The 23,604-nt window shown below is 58.4% G+C and carries 23 protein-coding genes; 16 read left to right on the top strand and 7 right to left on the bottom strand.

What is annotated here, in order from left to right:
- The first annotated feature begins 163 nt into the window (after positions 1–163).
- Complete coding sequence (locus tag AC3ITY_RS16050; RefSeq protein ID WP_489310649.1) at positions 164–1,156, top strand: AraC-like ligand-binding domain-containing protein; 993 nt, start codon at positions 164–166, stop codon at positions 1,154–1,156.
- A gap of 192 nt (positions 1,157–1,348) precedes the next feature.
- On the opposite strand, the gene hpaR (AC3ITY_RS16045) is transcribed toward AC3ITY_RS16050, so the two are convergent.
- Entirely contained in the window at positions 1,349–1,771 is a 423-nt protein-coding gene (gene hpaR, locus AC3ITY_RS16045) for a homoprotocatechuate degradation operon regulator HpaR (RefSeq protein WP_489310647.1), read from the bottom strand.
- Between the two features lie 259 nt (positions 1,772–2,030).
- Here hpaR (AC3ITY_RS16045) and AC3ITY_RS16040 point away from each other — a divergent pair, with 259 nt between their 5' ends.
- Positions 2,031–3,287: an OprD family porin gene (locus tag AC3ITY_RS16040; protein WP_489310645.1), complete on the top strand. Its 1,257-nt coding sequence runs from the start codon at positions 2,031–2,033 to the stop codon at positions 3,285–3,287.
- 115 nt (positions 3,288–3,402) lie between these two features.
- Here AC3ITY_RS16040 and hpaA read toward each other — a convergent pair whose 3' ends face one another.
- Positions 3,403–4,305, bottom strand: coding sequence for a 4-hydroxyphenylacetate catabolism regulatory protein HpaA (gene hpaA, locus AC3ITY_RS16035; RefSeq protein WP_489310643.1), 903 nt, complete (start codon positions 4,303–4,305; stop codon positions 3,403–3,405).
- Between the two features lie 189 nt (positions 4,306–4,494).
- Here hpaA and AC3ITY_RS16030 point away from each other — a divergent pair, with 189 nt between their 5' ends.
- The 9 genes from AC3ITY_RS16030 (at position 4,495) to AC3ITY_RS15990 (ending at position 13,272) form a co-directional block, all read left to right on the top strand.
- Positions 4,495–5,151 carry a fumarylacetoacetate hydrolase family protein gene (locus tag AC3ITY_RS16030; RefSeq protein ID WP_489310641.1) on the top strand — a complete coding sequence of 219 codons (657 nt, stop codon included), beginning with the start codon at positions 4,495–4,497 and terminating at the stop codon, positions 5,149–5,151.
- An 11-nt stretch (positions 5,152–5,162) separates the two neighbouring features.
- Entirely contained in the window at positions 5,163–5,933 is a 771-nt protein-coding gene (locus tag AC3ITY_RS16025; RefSeq protein ID WP_489310639.1) for a fumarylacetoacetate hydrolase family protein, read from the top strand.
- 5 nt (positions 5,934–5,938) lie between these two features.
- On the top strand, positions 5,939–7,399 hold the full coding sequence (gene hpaE / locus AC3ITY_RS16020; protein ID WP_489310889.1) for a 5-carboxymethyl-2-hydroxymuconate semialdehyde dehydrogenase: 1,461 nt from the start codon (positions 5,939–5,941) through the stop codon (positions 7,397–7,399).
- Positions 7,400–7,507: 108 nt separating this feature from the next.
- Positions 7,508–8,365: a 3,4-dihydroxyphenylacetate 2,3-dioxygenase gene (gene hpaD, locus AC3ITY_RS16015; protein ID WP_489310637.1), complete on the top strand. Its 858-nt coding sequence runs from the start codon at positions 7,508–7,510 to the stop codon at positions 8,363–8,365.
- A gap of 48 nt (positions 8,366–8,413) precedes the next feature.
- Positions 8,414–8,806, top strand: a complete 393-nt coding sequence (locus tag AC3ITY_RS16010) for a tautomerase family protein (protein ID WP_489310635.1) — start codon at positions 8,414–8,416, stop codon at positions 8,804–8,806.
- Positions 8,807–8,855: 49 nt separating this feature from the next.
- Positions 8,856–10,160, top strand: a complete 1,305-nt coding sequence (locus tag AC3ITY_RS16005; protein ID WP_489310633.1) for an MFS transporter — start codon at positions 8,856–8,858, stop codon at positions 10,158–10,160.
- 12 nt (positions 10,161–10,172) lie between these two features.
- Entirely contained in the window at positions 10,173–10,976 is an 804-nt protein-coding gene (hpaH, locus tag AC3ITY_RS16000) for a 2-oxo-hept-4-ene-1,7-dioate hydratase (RefSeq protein WP_489310631.1), read from the top strand.
- 18 nt (positions 10,977–10,994) lie between these two features.
- The gene (hpaI, locus tag AC3ITY_RS15995; protein ID WP_489310629.1) at positions 10,995–11,795 is read left to right on the top strand and encodes a 4-hydroxy-2-oxoheptanedioate aldolase; all 801 of its coding nucleotides are present in this window, start codon (positions 10,995–10,997) and stop codon (positions 11,793–11,795) included.
- A gap of 16 nt (positions 11,796–11,811) precedes the next feature.
- A complete protein-coding gene (locus AC3ITY_RS15990; RefSeq protein ID WP_489310627.1) occupies positions 11,812–13,272 on the top strand; it encodes an NAD-dependent succinate-semialdehyde dehydrogenase in 1,461 nt (486 codons plus the stop codon).
- Between the two features lie 80 nt (positions 13,273–13,352).
- Here the strand turns inward: AC3ITY_RS15990 and hpaR (AC3ITY_RS15985) are convergent, their stop codons facing one another.
- The 3 genes from hpaR (AC3ITY_RS15985) to AC3ITY_RS15975 all read right to left on the bottom strand — a co-directional run bounded on the left by hpaR (AC3ITY_RS15985) (position 13,353) and on the right by AC3ITY_RS15975 (position 16,109).
- Positions 13,353–13,775 (bottom strand): homoprotocatechuate degradation operon regulator HpaR, encoded by a 423-nt coding sequence (gene hpaR / locus AC3ITY_RS15985; protein ID WP_489310625.1) that lies wholly within the window; start codon positions 13,773–13,775, stop codon positions 13,353–13,355.
- Positions 13,776–13,913: 138 nt separating this feature from the next.
- Positions 13,914–14,870 carry a p-hydroxyphenylacetate 3-hydroxylase reductase component gene (locus AC3ITY_RS15980; protein ID WP_489310623.1) on the bottom strand — a complete coding sequence of 319 codons (957 nt, stop codon included), beginning with the start codon at positions 14,868–14,870 and terminating at the stop codon, positions 13,914–13,916.
- Between the two features lie 69 nt (positions 14,871–14,939).
- Positions 14,940–16,109, bottom strand: a complete 1,170-nt coding sequence (locus AC3ITY_RS15975; RefSeq protein ID WP_489310621.1) for a p-hydroxyphenylacetate 3-hydroxylase oxygenase component — start codon at positions 16,107–16,109, stop codon at positions 14,940–14,942.
- Between the two features lie 264 nt (positions 16,110–16,373).
- Between AC3ITY_RS15975 and AC3ITY_RS15970 the strand changes: the two genes are divergently transcribed.
- The 4 genes from AC3ITY_RS15970 to feaR all read left to right on the top strand — a co-directional run bounded on the left by AC3ITY_RS15970 (position 16,374) and on the right by feaR (position 19,994).
- Positions 16,374–17,015: an HD domain-containing protein gene (locus AC3ITY_RS15970; RefSeq protein ID WP_489310619.1), complete on the top strand. Its 642-nt coding sequence runs from the start codon at positions 16,374–16,376 to the stop codon at positions 17,013–17,015.
- A 276-nt stretch (positions 17,016–17,291) separates the two neighbouring features.
- A complete protein-coding gene (locus tag AC3ITY_RS15965) occupies positions 17,292–17,681 on the top strand; it encodes a YybH family protein (RefSeq protein ID WP_489310617.1) in 390 nt (129 codons plus the stop codon).
- A gap of 255 nt (positions 17,682–17,936) precedes the next feature.
- A complete protein-coding gene (locus tag AC3ITY_RS15960) occupies positions 17,937–18,890 on the top strand; it encodes a SphA family protein (RefSeq protein WP_489310887.1) in 954 nt (317 codons plus the stop codon).
- Positions 18,891–19,046: 156 nt separating this feature from the next.
- Entirely contained in the window at positions 19,047–19,994 is a 948-nt protein-coding gene (gene feaR, locus AC3ITY_RS15955) for a transcriptional regulator FeaR (protein ID WP_489310615.1), read from the top strand.
- A gap of 36 nt (positions 19,995–20,030) precedes the next feature.
- Here feaR and AC3ITY_RS15950 read toward each other — a convergent pair whose 3' ends face one another.
- Complete coding sequence (locus AC3ITY_RS15950; protein WP_489310885.1) at positions 20,031–21,524, bottom strand: aldehyde dehydrogenase family protein; 1,494 nt, start codon at positions 21,522–21,524, stop codon at positions 20,031–20,033.
- 193 nt (positions 21,525–21,717) lie between these two features.
- Positions 21,718–22,749 (bottom strand): GlxA family transcriptional regulator, encoded by a 1,032-nt coding sequence (locus tag AC3ITY_RS15945; RefSeq protein WP_489310613.1) that lies wholly within the window; start codon positions 22,747–22,749, stop codon positions 21,718–21,720.
- A 120-nt stretch (positions 22,750–22,869) separates the two neighbouring features.
- On the opposite strand from AC3ITY_RS15945, the gene AC3ITY_RS15940 reads away from it, so the two are divergent.
- Positions 22,870–23,511 (top strand): HD domain-containing protein, encoded by a 642-nt coding sequence (locus tag AC3ITY_RS15940; RefSeq protein WP_489310611.1) that lies wholly within the window; start codon positions 22,870–22,872, stop codon positions 23,509–23,511.
- The last annotated feature ends 93 nt before the right edge of the window (positions 23,512–23,604 follow it).

Here is a 23,604-nt window from a genome sequence, read left to right as displayed (position 1 = left end):
CAGCCATTGCCATCGCCAGCCAATGCGGTAATGTTCATAGGCACCCTGTCGCGTACCGGGATGGCAATAACAACCAATAACAACAAAAAACAGCCGTACGACGCCTTCCCCAGGCGCCGGTGAGGCTCTACCTCTCCAGACTGCCCCATGAGGAAGACTTCAAATGCACGTATACGCGCCCGCTGAAAGTAAACCCCAGCAATGCCTGTCTACCCTTGAGATACCGGCCCGGGAACGACTGGCCTACTGGCGCGACATGGTGCGCGACCCGGTTGTACCCCTGGAGTTCGACCTCCTCGACCAAAAGCCACTTTCTGCCTCGCTGAGCTGGTGGCAAATCGGCGACCTGCGCCTGTCGCATATACAGGCCTCGCCACACCGTGCCCGCCGCTTGCCGGCCAACACGCACCTGGCTGGCGCGGACTCTCTGGTCTTGAATCTCGTCCTGGACGGCCACTTCTACGCCGAGCAGGACGGACGGCGCGTTGGCCTTGCGCCGGGTTCAGGCCTGATCTGCAGTGCCGCACGCGCCTACAACCTGCACTTCCCCGAGACCTGCCAATTGGCCGTGCTGACCCTCCCGCGGGAACTGCTCAGTCGTCAGGTGGTGGCCATCGATCGCAGCACGGCCGTCGACCTGTCACACAACAGCCAGTTGTTCCCGCTACTCAGCGCCTATGTGAAACAGCTGATCAGTCAGGCTCCCTTATTGACCCCCGCCTCCAGTCGCGTAATCGCCCAGCACCTGAGCGACCTGGTCTGCAGCACCGTCAGCGAAAACCTCAGCCAAGTGCCGCTGCCCCTTTCCGAACATAAGACGGCCACGCTGATCCGCATGCATACTTACATCGACGCCAATCTGCGCGCCCCTGACCTCAGCCCGGAACAGGTTGCCCGCGCGCTGCGCCTGTCGCCCCGCTACCTGAATCAGCTGCTGAGCGCCGAGCAGACCTCCCTGGGACGCCTGATATTGCGTCGCCGACTGGAAGCCGTCGCCGCAGCCCTTCGCGACCCGGCCCAGGCCACGCGCAGTATTTCCACCCTGGCCATGGCCTTCGGCTTCAATGACCTGTCGCACTTCAGCAAAGCCTTTCGCATCTGTTACGGCATAACCGCTCGCGAGTACCGCGCCATTGAGATCAACGGCTGTCATTAATTCGCTGCGAGCTGAATGCGCCTGCTGGTGAACCGGCACCTGGTCAAACCATTGCTGAATGGGCGTTGGCGATTGAGTGATTTGTGGTGATCAACCAGTCCCGGACAGGGGATTTGGTTTTTTCTCGGCCCGGGCCGGCGCGAGCCCACCGCTGAATGCACAGGGCCAAACTCAGTTGTATCGATGCATCAGTCAGGGCTTGATGTTCTTCAGCTTGTTCAGCAGCTCCAGCAACTGTTCAAGCGACTCCTCACCGAACTGCTCCTGAATCATCAGGTAGTTGCTTTCCATCCCCGCACTCATTTCGACAAAACACTGTTGCCCCTTCTCGGTGAGGGCGACGAACACCCGACGCTGATCTTCCGAGGATTTCCTGCGCCGGACGATTCCGTCGCGCTCCAGCCGGGACAGGACACCCGTCATGCTGGGTTTGAGGATGCATGCCAGATGAGCCAGCTGGTGGCTTTCCAGTTCGCCCTGCTGGCGCAGGATGCGAATCACCCGCCACTGCTGTTCAGTCAGATCATGTTCGTTGAGCAACGGCCGGAAAAATGCCATGGCCGCTTCGCGGGCCTGCAACAAGGTGAGCGTAAGGGACGGTCTGGGGGACGGCATGATTCACGCACATAAAGAGATCGGAGCTACGAAGCTTAGGGTCGGAACGGAGTGCATGCAACAGCGCCCCCTTCGGCATGTCGTTAATTTATAAACATCATTATGGCCTTTGGCACAAATAAAACCCTTATAGATCCATCCCCCCGGTCAAAAAACCGAAAAATCACTACGCCATTATTAGATAACATGTTAACAATATTCCGGCCCCGTTGCTGAGCAAGGGGTGAAGCCTACAAAAACAACAAAAGGAAATCCTCTCATGTACTCGTGCTCCCTTCGCACGGTGGCAAGCGCTGGCCTGTGCGCCGCGTTTATCCCCTTGAGCGCTCACGCCGATTTTGTCCAGGACAGCAAAGCCAGCCTGGACTTGCGTAATTTCTATATGAACCGGGACTTTCGCCAGAGCAACGCGCCACAAAACAAGGCCGAGGAGTGGGCCCAGGGTTTTGTGTTGCGCATGGAGTCCGGCTACACCGAAGGCAAGCTCGGTTTCGGTGTCGATGCCTTGGGCGAACTCGGAGTGAAACTTGACTCCAGCCGTGATCGTCGCGGCACTGGATTGCTGCCCTTTGGCGCCAGTCAGCAACCCGAGGACAGCTACAGTGAACTGGGCCTGACCGCCAAGTTACGAGCATCGAAGACCGTGCTGAAACTCGGCACCCTGCAGCCGCAATTACCTGTAGCCGCCTATAACGACACTCGGCTGCTGCCATCGACCTACAGCGGTGGACTGGTCACCTCCCAGGAAGTCGACGGCCTGACCCTGAACCTGGGCCGCCTGGACAAGCAGAACCTGCGCGACTCCTCCAGTAATGACGATATAAGTTACGCCGGCGTCCAGAGCAGCCATCTCGATCTGGCCGGTGGCACTTACGCGATCAATCCCCGCCTGGCGGCAACCTACTACTACGCCCAGATGCAGGACATCTACAGCCAGCACTTCATCGGCCTGGTGCATGACCTGCCCTTGGCGGAAGGTGTGAACCTGCGCAGCGACCTTCGCTATTTCGATACTCGAGAGCAAGGCAGCGACAAACTGCGCAGCGCATCCCGGGTCGATGGCGGCAAGCTCGACAACCGCTTTTTCAACGGCATGCTGAGCCTGTCGGTGGGCGCTCATAAGTTCGGCCTGGGATATCAGAACCTCTCCGGTGATGGCGACTTCGCCTTTCCGGGCCAGGACCCGTACTCGGTCAACCTGGTGACGGTCAACACCTTCACCAAGGCCGAAACCGACGCCTGGCAGGCACGTTACGACTACAACTTCGCGGCCCTCGGCATGCCCGGCCTGACCTTCATGACGCGCTATGTCGACGGCACTCACGCGCAGACCGCAACGGTGAGTAACGGTCGGGAATGGGAGCGTGACACCGATCTGGCCTACACGGTGCAGAGCGGCCCGCTGAAGAACGTCAATGTGCGATTACGCAACGCCACTCTGCGCTCAAGCAACGGCCTGACCAGCGACATCGACGAAAACCGGATCATCATCGGCTACAGCCTGCCTCTCTGGTAACCAACCCATGAAAAGTGCAATCGGTTCCCTGTAAAAGCCATTTTTCAGGGCACCGACTGCGACCATGATTGCTCCTCAGGCACTCGAATCCCATCGAGAGGCGAACATGACTGCTTCAGCGCAAACCCGACTGCCGCAGGCGATATTCCCCAGGGGTCACCTGCGCATAACGCTGGAAGAACCGACTGAAATAGGCCGGGTCCTTGAAGCCCAGCTGGTAGCAGATTTCATTGGCCGAACTGCCGGTGAACAGCAACAGGCGCTTGGCCTCCTGCATCATTCGTTCGAGGATCAGCCGTTTCGACGGCAGGTCGGCAATGCGCCGGCAGACGTCGTTGAGCCTTGCCTCGGTAACACCAATGCTGTCGGCATAGCGCGACAGGGACCAGTGCTGCAGGTAATGATCTTCGATCAACTCGTTGAAGCGATGGAAGATCCGCAAATCTTCGTGACGCGCCGGACGGGCTTCCACGGAGTTGGCGCAAAGCCTGAGCAGACTGATCATGATCAATCGCGTCAGGCTGTCCAGGGCCGCTCCCCGCCCCGGCCCTTCGGCGTTGATCTCGCTGCACAGTTCCTCGAACAGAAACTCCAGGCGCCGGACCTCCGGCTGGAATTGTGGCGCCAGCCGCGCGAGCGACACACAGGCCGCCGGCAACTGCGAGCCGGGCGCCAGGCTCGGGTCGGCATCGATCAGATGCCAGACCAGCTGTTGGCGCACCGTCAACACATGCCCGTCGGCGTCCGCTTCGGTGACGAAGGAATGAGTCACGGTTGGCGGCGTGAAGAAAAACATCGGTCCCGACTCGAGGTATTGCTGGTCATCCAGATAGACCCGCACCGCACCGCTCTTCACGTAATGCACCTGGAAGAACCGGTCGTGTCGGTGCACCGGCATATTGCGACCGAAGAATTCCGCCAGGTTGCCGAGTTTGTCGTAGTGCACTTCGGCATCGCTGTAGCGTTGGTCGTAGACCTGACCGATGTTGATATTGGGAATCGGCTGACGATCGATCATCGCTCGGCTCTCTTACTTGTTTGGATGTTAACAGTGCAAGGGCCTTCATCCTGCGCCGTTTTCAGGCGGCCATCCACTGTGGAGGGATTTCGCTACGCTTGACGATCGTTAACATATTAATTATAAAGTTAACAGGTTAACAAATATTGCGTGGGGCAGTCACTGCCCCGCCACTGCCAGGAGAAAAGCATGAGCCGTGCCCTGCATGATGTTGCGAACGGCACCCTGTTCGGCGTTGCGCTGAACTATCAAGGGTTGCTGAACCAACGTATCGCCGAATTCGAACAGGCGCCTTATCAGAAACCACCGGTCAAACCGGTGCTGTTCGTCAAGACGCCCAATACCCGCAATGGCCAGGACGGCACCGTGCTCTATCCGCACGGTGAACGTCTGCAACCGGGCCCGGCATTGGGCGTGGTGATCGGCAAAAGCGCCAGCCGCGTCAGTGTTGAGCAGGCGCTGGAACATGTAGCCGGCTACACCATCGTCAACGAATTCAGCCTGCCGGAAGACAGCTACTACCGCCCCGCCGTCAAGGCCAAGTGCCGTGACGGTTTCTGCGCACTGGGCCCGGAACTGGTGGCCCGTGACCAGGTTGCCGATCCACATCAGCTGAGCCTGAAACTGTTCATCAACGGCGAGTTGCGCCAGGAAAACTCCACGGCCAACTTTGTCCGCAGCATTCCCCAACTGATCGCCGAGATCAGTGAGTTCATGACCCTCCACGAAGGTGATGTGCTGATCACCGGGACCCCTGAAGGCCGTGTCGATGTTCAGCCCGGCGACACCGTCGAAGTCGAAATCAGCGGCCTGGGCCGCCTCGTCAACCACATCGTGGCCGAGTAACAGGAGCTTCCATGAAACACGCCCGTATCCGCTTTGAAGGTGAAGTCCACCTCGTCCACGTCGAGGAGCACAATGCCGTGCGCCTGGCCGACGGCCGCCTGCTGACAGAAGACCAGGTCGAGTGGCTGCCACCGGCCACCGGCAGCATGTTCGCCTTGGGCTTGAACTACGCCGACCACGCTGCCGAGCTGGCCTTCAAGCCGCCGACCGAGCCCCTGGCATTCATCAAATCCCCCGGCACCTACACCGGCCACAACCAGACTACCTGGCGTCCTGACAACGTCGCCTACATGCACTACGAGTGTGAACTGGTCGCCGTCATCGGCAAGCCGGCGCGCAACGTCAAGCGCGAAGACGCGCTGGAGTACCTCGCTGGCTACACGGTGTGCAACGACTACGCCATCCGCGACTACCTCGAGAACTACTACCGCCCCAACCTGCGGGTGAAAAACCGTGACGCCACCACGCCGGTCGGCCCTTACATCGTCGATGTCGCCGATGTGCCGGATCCAGGCAACCTGAAACTGCGCACCTGGATCAACGGTGAGTTGCGTCAGGAAGGTTCGACCTCCGACATGATTTTCGACATCCCTTACCTGATCGAATACCTGTCCAGCTTCATGACCCTGCAACCCGGCGACATGATCGCCACCGGCACGCCGGAAGGCCTGGCCGATGTGGTGCCGGGGGATGAAGTCATCGTGGAAGTCGAAGGTGTCGGCCGCCTGGTCAATCGAATCGTTAGCGAAGCGGAATTCTTCTCCGCCCGGAAAGAGGCTTGAGCAACATGATCAAACACTGGATCAACGGCCGTGAGGTCGAAAGCAAAGACACCTTCGTCAACTACAACCCGGCCACCGGTGAAGCCATCGGCGAAGTCGCCAGCGGCGGTGCCGAAGAAGTCGCCCAGGCCGTTGCGGCCGCCAAGGAAGCCTTTCCAAAGTGGGCCAACACCCCGGCCAAGGAACGTGCCCGCCTGATGCGCAAGCTCGGTGAGTTGATCGAGCAGAACGTGCCGCGCCTGGCCGAGCTGGAAACCCTGGACACCGGCCTGCCGATTCACCAGACCAAGAACGTGCTGATCCCCCGCGCCTCGCACAACTTCGATTTCTTCGCCGAAGTCTGCACCCGCATGGATGGTCACACCTACCCGGTCGACGACCAGATGCTCAACTACACCCTCTATCAACCGGTGGGTGTCTGCGGCCTGGTGTCACCGTGGAACGTGCCGTTCATGACGGCCACCTGGAAGACCGCGCCGTGCCTGGCGCTGGGCAATACCGCCGTGCTGAAGATGTCCGAACTGTCGCCGCTGACCGCCAATGAACTGGGGCGTCTGGCGGTCGAGGCCGGTATTCCAAACGGTGTCCTGAACGTGATCCAGGGCTACGGCGCGACCGCCGGCGATGCGCTGGTTCGCCACCCGGATGTGCGGGCGATTTCCTTCACCGGCGGCACCGCCACCGGCAAGAAAATCATGCAGACCGCCGGCCTGAAAAAGTACTCCATGGAACTGGGCGGCAAGTCGCCGGTGCTGATTTTCGAAGACGCGGACCTGGAACGCGCCCTCGACGCCGCGCTGTTCACCATCTTCTCGCTCAACGGCGAACGCTGCACCGCCGGTAGCCGGATCTTCATCCAGGAAAGCGTATACCCGCAGTTCGTCGCCGAGTTTGCGGCCCGGGCCAAACGCCTGATCGTCGGTGATCCGCAAGACCCGAAAACCCAGGTCGGCTCGATGATCACCCAGGCCCACTACGACAAGGTCACCGGCTACATCAAGATCGGCATCGAGGAAGGCGCCACCCTCCTCGCCGGCGGCCTGGAACGCCCGGCCAACTTGCCGGCGCACCTGAGCAAGGGTCAGTTCATCCAGCCGACGGTGTTCGCCGACGTGAACAACAAGATGCGCATCGCCCAGGAAGAAATCTTCGGCCCGGTGGTGTGCCTGATCCCGTTCAAGGACGAAGCCGAAGCCCTGCAACTGGCCAACGATACCGAATACGGCCTGGCGTCCTACATCTGGACCCAGGACATCGGCAAGGCTCACCGTCTGGCCTATGGCATCGAAGCGGGCATGGTGTTCATCAACAGCCAGAACGTGCGCGACCTGCGTCAGCCGTTCGGCGGTGTGAAGGGTTCCGGTACCGGTCGCGAGGGTGGTCAGTACAGCTTCGAAGTATTCGCCGAGATCAAGAACGTCTGTATCTCCATGGGCAGCCATCACATCCCGCGCTGGGGCCTGTAAGCAGCCGTTTTGGTTGCCGCCGGCTGCGAGGGGTCGCGCATCGGCCCATCGCAGCCGGCGCCTGCCGCGATCGACTGAACGAACAACAACAATTTCAGGAGAGTCATCATGGGCGAAGTCGTCCTGGCTGCAAAAATCTGCCACGTACCCTCGATGTACCTGTCGGAACTCCCCGGCAAGCACCACGGTTGCCGTGAAGCGGCGATTGCCGGACACAAGGAAATCGGCCGCAGGGCCCGTGAGCTGGGCGCCGATACCGCCGTGGTATTCGACGTGCATTGGCTGGTCAACAGTGCCTACCACGTCAACTGTGGCGAGCATTTCAAAGGCACCTATACCAGCAACGAGTTGCCGCACTTCATCAAGAACATGGAGTACGACTACCCGGGCTTCCCGGAACTGGGTGAGCTGATCGCCGCCGAGGCCAATGAGGCTGGCGTGCGTACCCTGGCTCACAACATCCCGAGCCTGGAGCTGGAATACGGCACCCTGGTGCCCATGCGCTACATGCACATGGATGTCCCCGAAGAGCAGAAGTTCAAGGTGATTTCCATCGCTGCCTGGTGCGCCTGGCACCGCCTGGAAGATAGTTTCGCCTTTGGCGCCGCCGTGCGCCGGGCCATCGAGAAAAGCGACCGCAAGGTGCTGGTCCTGGCATCCGGCTCGTTGTCGCACCGGTTCTCCAACGACCGCGAAGCCGAAGCCAACATCCACAACTGGACCCGCGAGTTCGACAAGCAGGTGGACCTGCATGTGGTGGAGATGTGGCGTCAGGGGCGTTTCAAGGAGTTCTGCGCGATGCTGCCGGATTACGCCGAACACTGTTTCGGCGAAGGCAAGATGCACGACACCGCGATGCTCCTCGGTCTGCTGGGCGGGCCTGAGTACAACAAGCCGGCCGAGATCATCACCGAGCCCTTCGGCAGCTCCGGCACCGGCCAACTCAACGCCATCTTTCCTCTCTGAATGTCACACCGCACGGCTTACGGGCCGTGCGGCGCCAAGGAGCACTGCGTGCCACATTTCATTGCTGAATACACCGACAACATTGAGCAGCAGGCCGATCTGCCGGGCCTGTTCGAAAAAGTCCACGACACCCTGGGCGCCAGCGGTGTGTTTCCCCTGGGCGGCATCCGCAGCCGCGGCGTGCGCCTGGACACCTGGCGCATGGCTGACGGCAAGCACGATTACGCCTTCGTCCATATGACCCTCAAGGTCGGTCACGGTCGCGACCTGTCAACCCGGCAGAAAGTCGCCGAACAGTTGTTCAGCGTCATCACTGAACACTTCGCCCAATTGCAGGCACAGCGCCTGCTGGCGTTGTCGTTCGAGATGATCGAACTGCACCCCGAACTGAATTTCAAGCAGAACAATGTGCATGCCTTCTTGAAGAACCAGGCGGGCTGATCCACGCCCTCCTTCCGTCAACGGCCTCTCCCACAAAAAGTATAAAATCATGAGCACAGCCAATACCGCCGATAGCATCGCTACTGCCGAACACGACCGAACCCACAGCACCATCACCTGGCGGCTGATGCCGTTGTTGCTGATCTGCTACCTGTTCGCCCACCTGGACCGGATCAACATTGGCTTCGCCAAGATGCAGATGAGTACCGACCTGCACTTCAGCGACACCGTCTATGGCTTTGGTGCCGGACTGTTCTTCATTGCCTATGCGCTGTCCGGCGTACCAAGCAACATGGCCCTGGACCGGGTCGGACCGCGCCGCTGGATCGCCATTCTGATGGTGGTCTGGGGTGTGCTTTCGACCAGTATGTTGTGGATCGAAAGCTCCAGCGGTTTCTATGTCCTGCGCTTTCTGCTGGGCGTGGCTGAAGCCGGTTTCTTTCCCGGGATCCTGGTGTTCCTCAACCGCTGGTACCCGGCCCGTCGCCGCGCTCAAGTGACGGCCCTGTTCGCCATTGCCGTCCCCATGGCAGGCGTGGTTGGCGGACCGTTGTCCGGCGCAATTCTCGAAAACCTCCATGACTTCGGTGGACTGCGGGGCTGGCAGTGGATGTTCCTGATCGAAGGTGCACCGGTAATCCTGCTGGGCCTGGTCGTTCTCAAGTGCCTGCCGGACAGCTTCGAAACCGTGAAGTGGCTCAGCCCCGAGCAGAAACAGAACCTGCACGCGCAATTGAACAGCGAGGAACAACGTAAATCCATCACCTCCTTCGGTGGGATCGTGCGCGATCCGCAGGTCTGGCTGCTGGTCGCGGTGTACTTCGCGGTAATGCTGGCGGTCAACACCCTGGCGTTCTGGATGCCCACGCTGATTCACGGCGCGGGTATCGGCAGCGACGGCAAAGTCGGTCTGCTCAGTGCCGTGCCTTATCTGGCGGGCTGTTTCTTCATGATCGGCTGCGGACGTTCGTCCGACCGCAACCGTGAGCGTCGCTGGCACCTGTGCGTACCGTTGCTGATGTCCGCGGTGGGCATCGCCGTCGCCGGGTTGTCGCCCACTAACCCGAGCCTGGTACTGGGCGGTCTGATTATCGCCGGCATGGGCGCCAGCGCGGCCCTGCCGATGTTCTGGCAACTGCCGCCAGCCTTCCTTTCCAACAGCACTCAGGCGGCCGGCATTGCGCTGATCAGCTCGTTCGGCAGCATCGCGTCGTTCTTCGCGCCGTACCTGATCGGCTGGATGCGCGACACCACCCAAAGCGCCAGCCTGGCCCTCTATGTCCTGGCGTTGCTCATCGCCTTCGGCGGCTTTCTGGTGCTGCGTACCAAAGCTTCCATCGTCAATCCCCAGTAAGAGATTTTCGTCATGCTCGATCAAAACCTTATCCAGCAAGCCGCTGCCCGCCTCGACCACGCCGAGCGCTCGCGTGAACAGGTACGTCAGTTTTCCCTGGACCATCCAGAGATCACCATCGAAGACGCCTATGCCATTCAACGCGCCTGGGTGGCCCAAAAAATCAAGGATGGTCGCAAGCTGGTCGGGCACAAGATCGGCCTGACCTCACGCGCCATGCAGGTGTCCTCCAACATCACCGAGCCGGACTACGGCGCGCTGCTCGATGACATGCTGTTTGACGAAGGTACCGACATCCCTTTCGAACGCTTTATCGTGCCACGGGTGGAAGTCGAACTGGCATTCATTCTCGGCAAGCCGTTGAAGGGGCCTAATGTCACTGTGTTCGATGTGTTGGACGCCACCGAGTGGGTAATCCCGGCGCTGGAAATCATTGACGCGCGCATCCAGCAGGTTGATCCGCAGACCAAGGCGACCCGCAAGGTGTTCGACACCATTTCCGACAACGCCGCCAACGCCGGTGTGGTGATGGGGGGGCGCGCGTTGCGTCCGACTGACATCGACCTGCGCAAGGTGCCGGCCGTGCTCTATCGCAATGGCGTCATCGAAGAATCCGGCGTCTCCGCCGCTGTGCTCAACCACCCGGCCAAGGGCGTGGCCTGGCTGGCGAACAAGCTCGCGGCCTATGACGTCACCCTGCAACCGGGGCAAATCATTCTCGGCGGTTCCTTCACCCGTCCGGTGGCGGCAAACCCCGGCGACACCTTCCATGTCGACTACGACATGCTGGGTTCCATCTCCTGCCGCTTCGTCTGATTCCTGGAGGACAGTTCTATGGAAATGCCCATTAACACCTTCAAACAACGCCTGAACAGCGGCGAGGCGCAGATCGGTCTGTGGCTGGGCCTCGCCGACGCCTATTGTGCCGAACTGGCCGCCAACGCCGGTTTCGACTGGCTGCTGATCGACGGCGAACACGCGCCTAACGATTTATGCGGCATGCTCGGCCAGTTGCAGGCCGTCGCACCCTACGCCAGCCACCCGATCATCCGCCCGGTGATCGGCGACACCGCGCTGATCAAGCAAGTGCTGGATATCGGCGTGCAAACCTTACTGGTGCCGATGGTGGAAAGCGCGGAACAGGCCCGCGAGCTGGTTCGTGCCATTCACTACCCGCCCCGGGGCATCCGCGGCGTGGGCAGCGCACTAGCCCGCGCTTCACGGTGGAACAGCATCCCCGGCTATCTGGATAAAGCCGACGAACAGATGTGCTTGCTGGTTCAAATCGAAAACCGTGAAGGCCTGGCCCAACTGGATGCCATCGCCGCCGTTGAAGGCGTCGACGGGGTGTTTATCGGCCCGGCGGACTTAAGCGCTTCGATGGGCCATCGCGGCAACCCGGGGCACCCCGAAGTTCAGGCGGCGATCGAAGACGCGATCCTGCGCATCCAGAAAGCCGGCAAGGCCGCCGGCATTCTCAGTGCCGATCAGAAACTGGCCAAGCGTTACATCGATCTGGGCGCGGCGTTCGTGGCTGTCGGCGTCGACACCACCGTTCTGATGCGCGGTCTGCAAACTCTCGCCGCCACATTCAAAGATGCACCAGCGCCTACCAGCTCCAGCGGCGTGTACTGATATGTTGAGAAGTCCGATGAAACTAAATGATTTGAAACTGCTTCGCGAACAGGCTTACGTCAATGGCCAATGGATCGAGGCCGATGACGGCACACGTTTCGAAGTGACCAACCCGGCCAATGGCGAAACCATCGCCGAAGTAAGCGCCCTCGGCCAGGCCGAGACCGCCCGGGCCATCGCGGCCGCCGAAGCCGCCCTGCCCGCCTGGCGTGCCAGGACCGCCAAGGAGCGCAGCACGCTGTTGCGCAAGTGGTTTGATTTGATCATGGCCAACCAGGAAGACCTGGCCCGCCTGCTCAGCCTGGAACAGGGCAAGCCGCTGGCCGAGAGCCGTGGCGAAATCGCCTACGGCGCCAGCTTCATCGAATGGTTCGCCGAAGAGGCCAAGCGCATCTATGGCGACGTGATCCCCCACGACAAACAAGGCCGCCGCCTGGTGGTGATCAAGCAGGCCATCGGCGTGGTCGCCGCAATCACACCGTGGAACTTCCCCAACGCCATGATCACCCGCAAAGTCGGCCCGGCACTGGCCGCAGGCTGCACCGTGGTGGTCAAACCGGCATCGGAAACGCCGTTGTCGGCCCTGGCCCTGGCCGAACTGGCTGAGCGCGCGGGTATTCCTGCCGGGGTGCTGAACATTGTCACCGGCAACCGTGCCCGTGAAATCGGCGCCGAGATGACCGCCAATCCGGCGGTGCAGAAAGTCTCGTTCACCGGCTCTACCGGCATCGGCAAAGTGTTGATGGCCCAGTGCGCGCAAACCATCAAGAAAGTCAGCCTCGAACTGGGCGGCAACGCGCCGTTCATTGTGTTCGACGACGCCGACCTGGATGCCGCGGTTCAAGGCGCCATCGGCTCGAAATTCCGCAACAGCGGCCAGACCTGTGTCTGCACCAATCGGCTGCTGGTACAGAACAGTGTCTACGATGAGTTCACCCGGCGCCTGGTGGCGGCAGTCAATGCGCTGAAAGTGGCCCCGGCCGATGAGGACGGCGCCCAACAGGGCCCGCTGATCAACGCCAAGGCGGTGGCGAAGATCGAAGAACATATCGGCGACGCCTTGAGTAAAGGCGCCACTGTGCTTGCCGGTGGAAAATCCCATGCTCTGGGCGGTAACTTCTTCGAACCCACGGTGCTGGGCGACGTGACCCCGGCGATGCTGGTGGCGCGGGACGAAACCTTTGGCCCGTTGGCCCCGGTGTTCCGCTTCGACACCGAAGCCGAGGCGATTGCCATGGCCAATGACACCGAGTTCGGCCTCGCGTCCTACCTCTACACTCGGGATCTGGGGCGCGCCTGGCGTGTCAGCGAGGCGCTGGAGTACGGCATGGTCGGGGTCAACGAAGGGCTGATTTCCACCGAAGTGGCGCCATTCGGCGGGATCAAGCAATCGGGTCTGGGCCGGGAAGGCTCGAAGTACGGGATCGATGACTACATCGAGCAGAAGTACATGTGCCTGGGAATCGGCCAGGCCTGAGTCACTTCAAAGCGCTGTAAAAAAAACCATCGCAGGTCTTGAGTGTCCATTCGCTCACGGCCTGGGGTGGCTGACGCTGCCTAGCGCTTGAGCGCCTTCAACTCGTTGAGCAACGCCAGCAGCGTCTGCAACTTCTCCTCGCCGAACCCCGCCTGCAGCCGTTGATAATTCTCCTCCATGCTCTGGCTCATCGAGCTGAAGCACGCCTCCCCCTTCTCAGCTAGACGCACCAGCACCCGTCGCTGGTCCTGTTCGGCCTTGCGCCGGCTGACCATGCCGGCCGCCTCCATGCGCACCAACACACCGGTCATGCTCGGCTTGAGGATGCAGGCCAGCTCGGCCAGGCGATTGATTTCCAGTTCACCTTGCTGACTAAGGATTCGAATGACCCGCCATTGCTGCTCGGTCAAACCCTGTTGATTGAGGGATGGGCGAAAGAAGCCCATGGCAGTTTCGCGGGCCTGGAGCAAGGTCAGGGTCAATGACTGGCGTGGTTTGAGCATCGAATCAGGTTCGCGGCAATTAATAGTTAACAGTTTAACTAAAATCCGGAATCCATGCGTGGAACTTTGTCGCAGGGCGAAGAACCGGACGCGCATAAAAAACGGCGCCCTGAGGCGCCGTAAAAGTTCGATGGGTAATCAGCAGTGGCTGATCAACTTCTTCAATACCGTCTTGAAGGTATCGATCTGCTCTTCGCTGAAATCGGCGAAGACCATGTCCTGCTGCTCCCGGGCAATCGCCCAGAGGTCTTCGGTCTGCTCGATACCGGCGGCGGTCAGGCGCACGCGACTGTCATCGTCGTTGACCAGCCCTTTGCGCTTGAGGTTGGCCACCGCTTCATCGATTTCCCGGACAGGCATCGCCACCTCCCGCAACAGATCGTCCAGGCTCAGGCCGGCGTCGTTCTCCAGTACCATCAGCATCCGCGCCTCGCTGGTGCGCAGGCCGGTGGACAGCTGCCGTGGCTGGTAACTGGCCTGATAGGCCCGCACCGCCTGGGTCATCAGGTAGTACAGATTGTGGCTGAGGCGTCCCTGGAACTGGCTGCTTGGCGGTTGGCTGTCATCGCGTTTGGTCATGCGGGTGTGGGGCAAAACCATGGAGTAGGCGCCCTGGTGATAGAGCAGCGGCGAGCGACCGAAATCGTCGAAGGCTACCACCTTGCCAATCATGATCCAGTGATCGCCACCGTCCACCTGCTGGTACTTTTCGCAGTGAAAGCGCGCCGAGCAATCGGCGAATACCGGCGCGCCACCCTCGCCCGGTTCGAATTCGATCTCGGCGAAGCGATCTTCCTTGGGACGGGCGAAGTTGTTGGAAAGGTCGATCTGGTCCGCCGCCAATACGTTGACCGCGAAATGGCTGGCCTGCTCGAACACCTCGTGGCTGCTGGAGCGCTTGTCGATGCTCCACAGCACCAGAGGCGGATCGAGGGACACCGAGTTGAAGCTGTTGGCCGTCACGCCGACCTTGCGCCCGGTGTCGGTGGAGGCGGTCACCACGGTCACCCCGGTGGCAAAATTACCCAGTGCCCGGCGAAAGGCCCGTGGGTCGAAGGTCGTTTCAGTAGCTGCGCAAGCGCTGTTATCAGACATGCAAGACTCCCGGACTGCCTCCACGAGCAGTCCTGATTGTTGTTATGGGGTGTGCTGTGCCGGTTGGGCTCAGATCATGCTCGGATCAGGCTCCAGCCCCATCAGCTCACGGCCGAGGATCTGTGCGCAAACGTCATAGTCGGTGTAGGCGTGGGCACCGGTCATGTGCGAATCGCGGAACAGACGCTGCATCTCGTTATTCTCGAACCAGGCATTGCCACCGGCGGCCTCGAACAGGCGGTCCACCGCCTGGATACACATCTTGGTGGCATAGGCCTGATTGGTACGCCAGAACGCCAGGGTTTCGCGGCTTGGATATTCATGCCGCTCGCTGTGCTCGGCATGCTCCTGCCAGGTCTTCTCGAGAAAGGCCCGCGCGGCGGCCACCTGATGAGTCGACTCGGCCAGGCGCATCAACGCCGGGGTCGCGGCACCGACCGCGGCACCGGTGTAGGCGCGTACGCGACTTTTGGTTTTTTCGCGGAACACCTCGAGCATCCGCTCGGCGACACCCAGGCTCACGGTGGAAAAACCGCTGGCGAAGTAAGGACGGTACGGCGAGTAGAAAATCTTGCTGTCCGGGTACAGGCCAAAACCTGCGGACTTGCCTTCCATCATGTCCTTGGCTTTCTGGATACGGTGTTCCGGCACCAGCACGTTGTCGATGATCAAGGTCTTGGTGCCGCTGCCCTTCATGCCGGCGGCGAACCAGTCGTCACGGATCTGGTAGTCACTGCGCGGCAGTACCGCAAAGCAGTAGTCCTGGGTGCCCTCGGCATTCTTGCGGCGGAAACCGACAATCGCCCACTCGGCGTGATCGCTGCCGCTGCTCCAGCCCATTTCACCGCTGAACAACACGCCACCTTCGGTTTCTTCCGTGCGGCCGAACGGCGCGATGCTGCTGCTGGCCGTGGCATCCGGGTCAGAGCCCCAGATTTCCTCCTGCAATTTGGCGCAGAACAGCGCCAGTTGATGGCTGTGCGTGCAGAGCAAGCTCATCGCCCACGCCGTGCTGGCGCATGCACCTGCGAGCAAGGCAATGCAGTCGGCGAATTGCGGCAGCGATATTTCCATGCCTCCGAACTTCTTTGGCTGGAAAGCCCGGTGCATGCCGATGCCTTTGAGCAGCGCAATGTTCTCGTCAGGGACCTTGCGCAGTTGCTCGGCCTGGAAGGCATTGGCAGCGATGGTCGGCAAAATGGACTTGAGGTCTTCGAGGAGCGGGTTTGGCTTTTTCATGGACAGGCCTGCTTATTGTTGGATGTCCGGTAGGCGCTCCAAATCAAGGAGCAGCGCCGGATGCAGGGCCAGTATGGAACGAGCCTTCCAGGTAGAAAATGCACCTTCCACAGCTAAGATTGTACTTTTCAAAGGCACGCATGCCGCCAACACACCCACTTACAAGGTGCGCATTTCGGCACAAATCATCCGGAAATAGTCAATTCTGACAATAGAAAAAACTTAGACTGAGCCTCGAGTCAAATCAACTCTCAGGAAGCAAACATGAATATACCTGTCGTCATTGGCGGTTTCAGTGCTCCAGATTCTGAACTCTCCCGAAAAGCCTCATCCCTCGTCGAGCGCGTCCACTCGAAAGCGCTCTTGCACCATGTGCATCGGACATGGTGGTTTGCCGAATTCCTCGGTAAGCAGCGAGGCCTGAAATATGATCGCGAGGCGCTCTACCTCGCCGCGTTGTTACATGACCTGGGGCTGACTAACGAGTTTTCCGCCAACCAACGATTTGAGGTCGATGGTGCCGACGCTGCCAGCCGCTTTTTGCTAGCGAACGGCTACTCGGAGTCCAAGGCAGAGCTCGTCTGGGATGCGATTGCACTGCATACCAGCGCAGGCATCGCTGACCGCAAACAGCCAGAAATCGCCCTCATCTCCCTGGGCGCCCATGTCGATGTCATGGGCCTGCACCTGGAGGAAATCACGCCGGCATTGGTCGACGATACGCTGGCGCTCTACCCCCGTATCGGAATGAAGGCCGCCTTTACCGAGGCGATAGCCGATGTCGTCAGGAAGAAACCTTTTACAGCGATTGGAACGGGCCTCGCTGATGTCGGACGCCGCCACGTACATGGCTTCGATTGCCCGAATGTGTGTGACCTTATCGACCACGCCCCCTTCGACAGTTGATACATGACGTTGCGGAGCCGAAAGTTCTGCAATGTTCAAGCTTTGATAATTCCAGATGCTGCGATTACGGCAAAACAGCACACTTATAATCACTACCGGAATATTTACCGCGCAGCAATGCAAATATCCGGTGCTCCTTCCAAGGACGCGCAACACTCTTGCGTTAGTGCTGGAGAAGTAATCTATCGCGACGGATGCGTTTGATCATGGACGTTTCATATAGGGAAGATGCTGAAAAATGTTAGATGATCTCAACGAGTAGAGGATTAATAGAAAATGACACTTAAAGAACAGATTCAGGCTGCAGAAAATGCACTGGCCGCTGCCATGTCTGAAAAAAACAGTGCCGAGATTGCGGGGTTATATACCGTTGACGCTCGACTAATGCCCCATGGTGTTCCAACACTAAGCGGCAGGACGGCGATTCAAGGTTTCTTTGACCAGGCATTCAGCATGGGGATCGTAGGCGGAAAATTCACCACGCTCGAGGTTGAAGGCTCAGGCGATGAAGCGGTCGAGATCGGTAGTTATGAGCTTTTCGTGCAAACATCTCCCGGAGTCACAGGCACGGCTGACAAAGGCCGCTATCTCGTGGCGTGGAAACGTGTGGGCGGCAAGTGGCTTTTATTCCGTGACATGTTCAATAGCGATGAGGCGTCGAATTAACAGCCACTCATCTTGTCTTGATATTCTTAATTGAATTCATGACTGCATTGGCAAAAATCCGCGCTGGGCGCGCTTGATACTTGATCTCTATATTTTTGATTTTTTATTAAGCGCGTCGAGTGAGATGGGGCCTGACCAGACTCAACGTCGGCAGCTCGCCAATGTTCAAAGCACAACCTCAATATAAACTGTTCAACACAACTTTTCTCTGCCCTAACAATAATTACTTGCGGAGTTGAAATAATGAAAAAACATATGGTGTGGACGCTAACAAACAGCTTGCCGGCCTTTCTCATCATCGGCTATTTGCTGACAGGCGTTGTACATGCGAACGACCTGCCTGTTGTCAATCTAGGTTTCACCACGTTTTATGATGGTACGCCACTTCCCGGTGGACCGGGCTGGATGCTGTCGACCTACTATTCAAACTATCAGGGGCGAAAAATAACCGATAACCATGGTGACAAGATACCGCTGCCCAAGTCCACCACCAACATAGATAGCAGCGTCTTTCAATTGATCTACCAGAACGGCGAAGGGAAAGGGAAAAACTGGGGATTGAACTTCATCCTGCCGGTCGTCACAAAAGCTCACGTCAATGACGGTTTGAACAACGCTGCACTGGATGCTCAAGAGGGTGTGGGTGATGCCAACGTAGGTGTTTTCCTGCAATTCGATCCGGTGATGGGCAAAGACGGCCCACTATTTTCCCAGCGATTTGAAGCTGACGTACTGGTTCCAATCGGCAGATACGATAAGGATGTTGCAATCAACCCCGGATCCAACTTCTGGTCTTTCAACCCTTATTGGGCCGGTACGCTATGGGCCACACCCAAAACAACCTTGTCCTGGCGCCTGCACTATTTGTGGAACGGCAAAAACGATGACCCCTCTCCTGCGTCCTTCGGCGTGGATGCGCGCAACATGCAGGCTGGTCAAGCAGTGCATCTTAATTTCGAAGCACTCCATGCCCTGACCCCTCACTTTCAAGTGGGCGTAAATGGTTATTGGCTGAAGCAATTCACCGACACCCAGGTCAATGGCCATGATGTTGCGGGCCGTCGGGAAAAAGTCTTTGCCATTGGTCCCGGTGCGCTATTCAGCTTTTCCAAGAAAGACATTCTGGTTGCCAACTATTTTTTCGAGACGGAAACCGAAAATCGCCCAGAGGGTAACCGCCTCATTCTAAATTGGCTCCATCAATTTTAATCGTAATTGCCAGATAAATTACGAGCGATGGATGCCCCGGCGTCGCTATCAAAATATTACAAGAAGCCTGGCACTTAATGCGCTCGGGCTTCTCGTTTTTCCATCGACGATGGAAAAACATCGTTAAGTGAAATTTCTACCTTCACGAGGTTCACCATGCATTCAGACATTAGCACTTCGCCTGCTTTCGACCATTGGAACAAGGCACTACAGCTGGCGTGCGGTCCCTTTACGTCCAAGCCATCCCGGCACTGTAGTCTATTTATTGGTGATGTCCGCCGGCAGGATTTCGGTAGTTTAGGAGTGGCTCATATCCGCACGAATGCTGAGCTGATTACTCGACAAGAGACAAGTTCCGAAGATGATTATCGATACTGCTTCTTGATTTTCCAGCGCAGTGGCCGGCAATGCATTCGACAAGGAAACAACTCGCTGGAGCTGATCGAAGGTGACTTGGCGTTGGTGGACTCAGCCAGCACTCTCGAAATCCAGCCACACGGACTGATAGAAAACATCTCGATTCATCTCCCGCGAGAAATCATCGAGCGGAAACTTGGAAGACATTCTTTTTTCGTCAAGTTATCCCGGACTTCCGTATCTACCAGGATGATCCGCACAATGATAGATTTCATTGATAACTCACCCGTTTGCAAAGGCATCAAGCATGTGCAGGGTGATGGTGACGCGCTACAGTCAGCCCTATTAGCGTTATTGCCTACGGCGCTGATTGATCACCAGCGGATTGACGCAAGCAATACCGAATTAGAGCAGGGTGACCTTTATGGGCTTGCGCTAAGGCTGATTGACGAGCAATTGCACGAAGCATTCCTGAGTCCGTCCTACCTGGCGCAACAGATGAATCTTTCCTTGCGCCGACTTTATCGCCTGTTTGAAGAGCAAGGTGAGACGGTGAGCCGTTATATCCAACGGCAGCGTCTGGTGAAGGTCGCTGAGGATCTGTCCAGGCCTGAGATGAATCACGAGTCCATCACCCGGATTGCGTTCAAATGGGGATTTTCAGACGCCGCCCACTTCAGTCGTGCTTTCAAACGTCACTTCGAGCGGGCGCCAAGAAGTTATCGGGCGCGCGCATCGAGTTGTTAAACGGCGGGCATCCCCGGGGTGCCCGCCAAATGAACGTCAATAGGTCAGGCAGACCGACTTGAGCTCGGTGAAACCCTCCATGGCACTGCGTCCAAACTCTCGCCCCATGCCCGATTGCTTGTAGCCACCGAACGGCAGGTTGGGGTCGACGGGAGCATGGTTGTTGACCCATACCATCCCAGCTTCGATTTGCGGGATCAACTGCATGGCTCGCCCCAGGTCGTTGGTCCAGATACTGGCGGCGAGACCGTATTGGCTGTCGTTGACCTGGGCCAGTGCATCATCGAGATTCTCATAGGAAAGCACCGACAACACCGGGCCAAAAACCTCTTCCCGGACCACGGCCATCTGCTGATTGAGGTTCGCCAGTACGGTTGGCTCGACAAAATAGCCCGGTAGGTCGGGTGCATTTCCGCCGGTGCAGAACTGTGCGCCTTCGGAACGCGCAATGCTCAAGTGCCTTAAAACGCTCTCCTGCTGTTTGCGTGATACCAGTGGATTGATCTGTGCGTGCGGATTCATTCCGTCGCCGATCGTCATGCTTGCAACCTGACTGGTCAAGGCCTCGACAAAATCTTTGTACCGGCTGGCATGCACATAAATTCGCGACGCCGCCGCACAGATCTGACCTTGATTGACCAGCCCGCCACTGATCGCGCCCGTCACCGCTTTTTCAATGTCGGCATCCTCAAGAATGAGCATCGGATTTTTACCGCCCAGCTCCAGGGTGAATCGCGCCATATTACTCAGGGCGGCGATACCGACCTGTTTGCCTATGGCTGTCGAGCCGGTGAAGGACACCTTGTTCACCAAGGGATGAGCCACCAACGCGGCGCCCGCTTCGGCGCCACGGCCAAGTAATACGTTGAAAACACCAGGAGGAACGCCGGCTTCAATCGCCAGTTCGGCCACCCGTAGCGCAGTCAGCGGAGTTTCGTCCGCTGGCTTGATCACGATGGTGCAACCACAAGCAAGCGCGGGCATGATTTTCCAGAGCGCAATCAGTAGCGGGAAATTCCACGGCACGATTCCGGCGACGACTCCGACAGGCTCGCGGCGGGTATAGGCATTGAATCGGGCATTGGCAGGCATCGGGATCGAAACATCCAGTGTCTGGCCTTCGATCTTGGTTGCCCACCCCGCCATGTAGCGCATGTAATTGATTGATCCGCCAACTTCAATGGCACGTGAGATATTGATCGATTTGCCCTGGTTCAAGGTTTCCAGCTGCGCGAGCTCTTCGCTATGGGCCTCGACCAGATCAGCGAAACGCAACAGGATGCGCTCGCGTTCCGTGGGCATCAGGCCCGTCCAGACACCCGACTTGAAGGCCGCATGCGCCGAGCGCACTACGGCGTCGACTTGTGCGCTATCAGCCAGGTGAGTGGTGCAAAGCACCTTTGCCGTGGCGGGGTTATAGAGGTCGAACGTGCTGCCCGTGGAATGGGCGATGGTTTTGCCATCGATGAATGTTCCATGATGGCGGCCAAGAAATGCCTCAACGCAGGCAAGTCGATCTATCGAGGTTATGCTCACGGTATGCTCCTGTAAGTCAGCCTTCGGGGCTTTGGAACCAAGGAGCGTACGCGGCGCACTTGCGCACATCTTGACTGTGCGTGCAGAGATGACATGTCTCTGGGTGTCAGGGAGTTCACTCAGCGCTTCGGATCAGTTACTGCGCAAGCACTTAGTCTGAAACGCCAGCGCCGAATACAGAGCAAACCTACGCCAACTCACTGTTTGGCGAAAACCGCAGGGCGTACTCTTTCGGACTCACTCCAATTCGCCTTACGAAGGCTTTCCTCAGTACGTCTACGCTGTGGTAGCCACTTCGACGCGCGACCTCTTCCATCGACCGCCCCCCTAGCTCAATCGACCGGCAGGCGGCTTCTATCCGGACGTCTTCGACGTACTTCGCAGGGGTGGTTTGCAACTCTCTCTGAAACAAGCGTATTAACGTCCTGACACTGGTGGAGAGCTTGTCCGCCAATATTTCGACAGTGAGCTCCGAGCTCAAGTGCTCATTGATCCAAAGACAGAGTTCATCCAGATTCGAACCGGCTGTGTGCTGCGATTGCAGAGCCATGCTGAACTGCGCTTGTCCGCCAGGACGCCGTAAGAACAGAACCAGATTTTTTGCGATCTCCATGGCGACCTCATCACCCAGGTCTTCGCTGACCAACGCGAGCGCGAGATCGATTCCCGCCGAGATGCCAGCCGACGTGTAAACGTTACCGTCCTTGACCCAGATTGGATTCGGGTCAACCCGTACCTTGGGATAAAGCTCCGCCAGGCTTCGCGCCATACACCAATGAGTCGTTGCCCGCCGACCATCCAGAAGCCCTGCATCCGCCAAGGCAAACGCGCCCACGCATATCGAGCACACACGCCGAACAATGGTGGACTGCTCTCTGATCCAATCGATAATCGTCTCGTCTATTTTTTTATCCTTGGCATTCCAACCCGAAGTCACAATCAATGTGTCGATTGATTTCTTCTCACGACGCTCCTGTTCAAGCGTCTTGTGCGCCATCAGCGCAATGCCCGTGCTGCTCTCCAGGCACACATCAGCCCCTGCACAGACCAGTTCGAGTTTGTAGGGCGCGGCGTCACCGCGGTGCAGCTTGTTGGCAAAGGCAAACACCTCCGCCGGACCAATGACGTCGAGCGAGTCCACAGGCGGCACCCCCAGAATAACCACTCGTTTTTGCGTCCCGCTGATAAGCAGATCGCTTGCTTTCGTCGTTTTGCTCACCGCTGTCTCCCGCGTATTCAATGCCTGAATATTGGCACAAATCGACCGTAAATAGTCAACTATGCCACCCGCAAATATTTAGACTGAGCTGCGAGTCAACTTATCTCTCAGGAAGCAAACATGAACACACCTGTCACCATTGGCGGCTTCAGCGCTCCCGACTCCGAACTCGCCCGCAAAGCCGCTTCTCTCGTCGAGCGCGTTCACTCGAAACCGATTTTGAACCATGTGCACCGGACATGGTGGTTTGCCGAATTCCTCGGCAAGACGCGCGGCTTCAAATATGACCGTGAAACGGTCTACCTCGCGGCGCTTCTGCACGACCTCGGGCTGACGGACGAGTTTGCGGCCGAGCAACGCTTTGAAGTGGATGGCGCCGATGCTGCCAGCCGTTTTCTTGAGGCTAACGGTTACGCGCAGGCGAAAGCAGAGCTGGTCTGGGATGCAATCGCACTGCACTCCAGCGCTGGAATTGCGGTCCGCAAGCAGCCGGAAATCGCTCTCGTCTACATGGGCGCACATGTCGACGTCATGGGAATGAGTTTGGAGGAGATCACACCTTCGTTGGTCGACGATACACTCGCGCTTTACCCCCGTATCGGAATGAAGGCGGCCTTCACTGCGGCATTAACTGAAGTCGCCAGGAAAAAACCGTTTACGGCCATCGGTTCAGGGATCGGCGACGTCGCGCGTCGACACATACATGGTTTCCATTGCCCGAATGTCTGCGATCTGATCGAAGACGCCCCCTTCGACAGCTGATTACGCGGCGTGCGGAGCAGAAATGCTCCGCAGCTTTTCAATCCAGTAACGTCGCATGAAAGTTTGCATTATCGAAAACTCCGTTCTCCCAAG

The sequence above is a fragment of the Pseudomonas sp. GL_091 genome (assembly GCF_057837725.1).
Note: the sequence above shows the minus strand (reverse complement) of the source record. Positions and strands in the feature narration are given on the sequence as shown.

Bases quoted from the DNA above. Each gene is read 5' to 3' on its own strand.
- AC3ITY_RS16050 (WP_489310649.1), top strand. From the start codon at position 164: ATGCACGTATACGCGCCCGCTGAAAGTAAACCCCAGCAATGCCTGTCT.
- hpaR (WP_489310647.1), bottom strand. From the start codon at position 1,771: ATGCCGTCCCCCAGACCGTCCCTTACGCTCACCTTGTTGCAGGCCCGC.
- AC3ITY_RS16040 (WP_489310645.1), top strand. From the start codon at position 2,031: ATGTACTCGTGCTCCCTTCGCACGGTGGCAAGCGCTGGCCTGTGCGCC.
- hpaA (WP_489310643.1), bottom strand. From the start codon at position 4,305: ATGATCGATCGTCAGCCGATTCCCAATATCAACATCGGTCAGGTCTAC.
- AC3ITY_RS16030 (WP_489310641.1), top strand. From the start codon at position 4,495: ATGAGCCGTGCCCTGCATGATGTTGCGAACGGCACCCTGTTCGGCGTT.
- AC3ITY_RS16025 (WP_489310639.1), top strand. From the start codon at position 5,163: ATGAAACACGCCCGTATCCGCTTTGAAGGTGAAGTCCACCTCGTCCAC.
- hpaE (WP_489310889.1), top strand. From the start codon at position 5,939: ATGATCAAACACTGGATCAACGGCCGTGAGGTCGAAAGCAAAGACACC.
- hpaD (WP_489310637.1), top strand. From the start codon at position 7,508: ATGGGCGAAGTCGTCCTGGCTGCAAAAATCTGCCACGTACCCTCGATG.
- AC3ITY_RS16005 (WP_489310633.1), top strand. From the start codon at position 8,856: ATGAGCACAGCCAATACCGCCGATAGCATCGCTACTGCCGAACACGAC.
- hpaH (WP_489310631.1), top strand. From the start codon at position 10,173: ATGCTCGATCAAAACCTTATCCAGCAAGCCGCTGCCCGCCTCGACCAC.
- hpaI (WP_489310629.1), top strand. From the start codon at position 10,995: ATGGAAATGCCCATTAACACCTTCAAACAACGCCTGAACAGCGGCGAG.
- AC3ITY_RS15990 (WP_489310627.1), top strand. From the start codon at position 11,812: ATGAAACTAAATGATTTGAAACTGCTTCGCGAACAGGCTTACGTCAAT.
- hpaR (WP_489310625.1), bottom strand. From the start codon at position 13,775: ATGCTCAAACCACGCCAGTCATTGACCCTGACCTTGCTCCAGGCCCGC.
- AC3ITY_RS15980 (WP_489310623.1), bottom strand. From the start codon at position 14,870: ATGTCTGATAACAGCGCTTGCGCAGCTACTGAAACGACCTTCGACCCA.
- AC3ITY_RS15975 (WP_489310621.1), bottom strand. From the start codon at position 16,109: ATGAAAAAGCCAAACCCGCTCCTCGAAGACCTCAAGTCCATTTTGCCG.
- AC3ITY_RS15970 (WP_489310619.1), top strand. From the start codon at position 16,374: ATGAATATACCTGTCGTCATTGGCGGTTTCAGTGCTCCAGATTCTGAA.
- AC3ITY_RS15965 (WP_489310617.1), top strand. From the start codon at position 17,292: ATGACACTTAAAGAACAGATTCAGGCTGCAGAAAATGCACTGGCCGCT.
- AC3ITY_RS15960 (WP_489310887.1), top strand. From the start codon at position 17,937: ATGGTGTGGACGCTAACAAACAGCTTGCCGGCCTTTCTCATCATCGGC.
- feaR (WP_489310615.1), top strand. From the start codon at position 19,047: ATGCATTCAGACATTAGCACTTCGCCTGCTTTCGACCATTGGAACAAG.
- AC3ITY_RS15940 (WP_489310611.1), top strand. From the start codon at position 22,870: ATGAACACACCTGTCACCATTGGCGGCTTCAGCGCTCCCGACTCCGAA.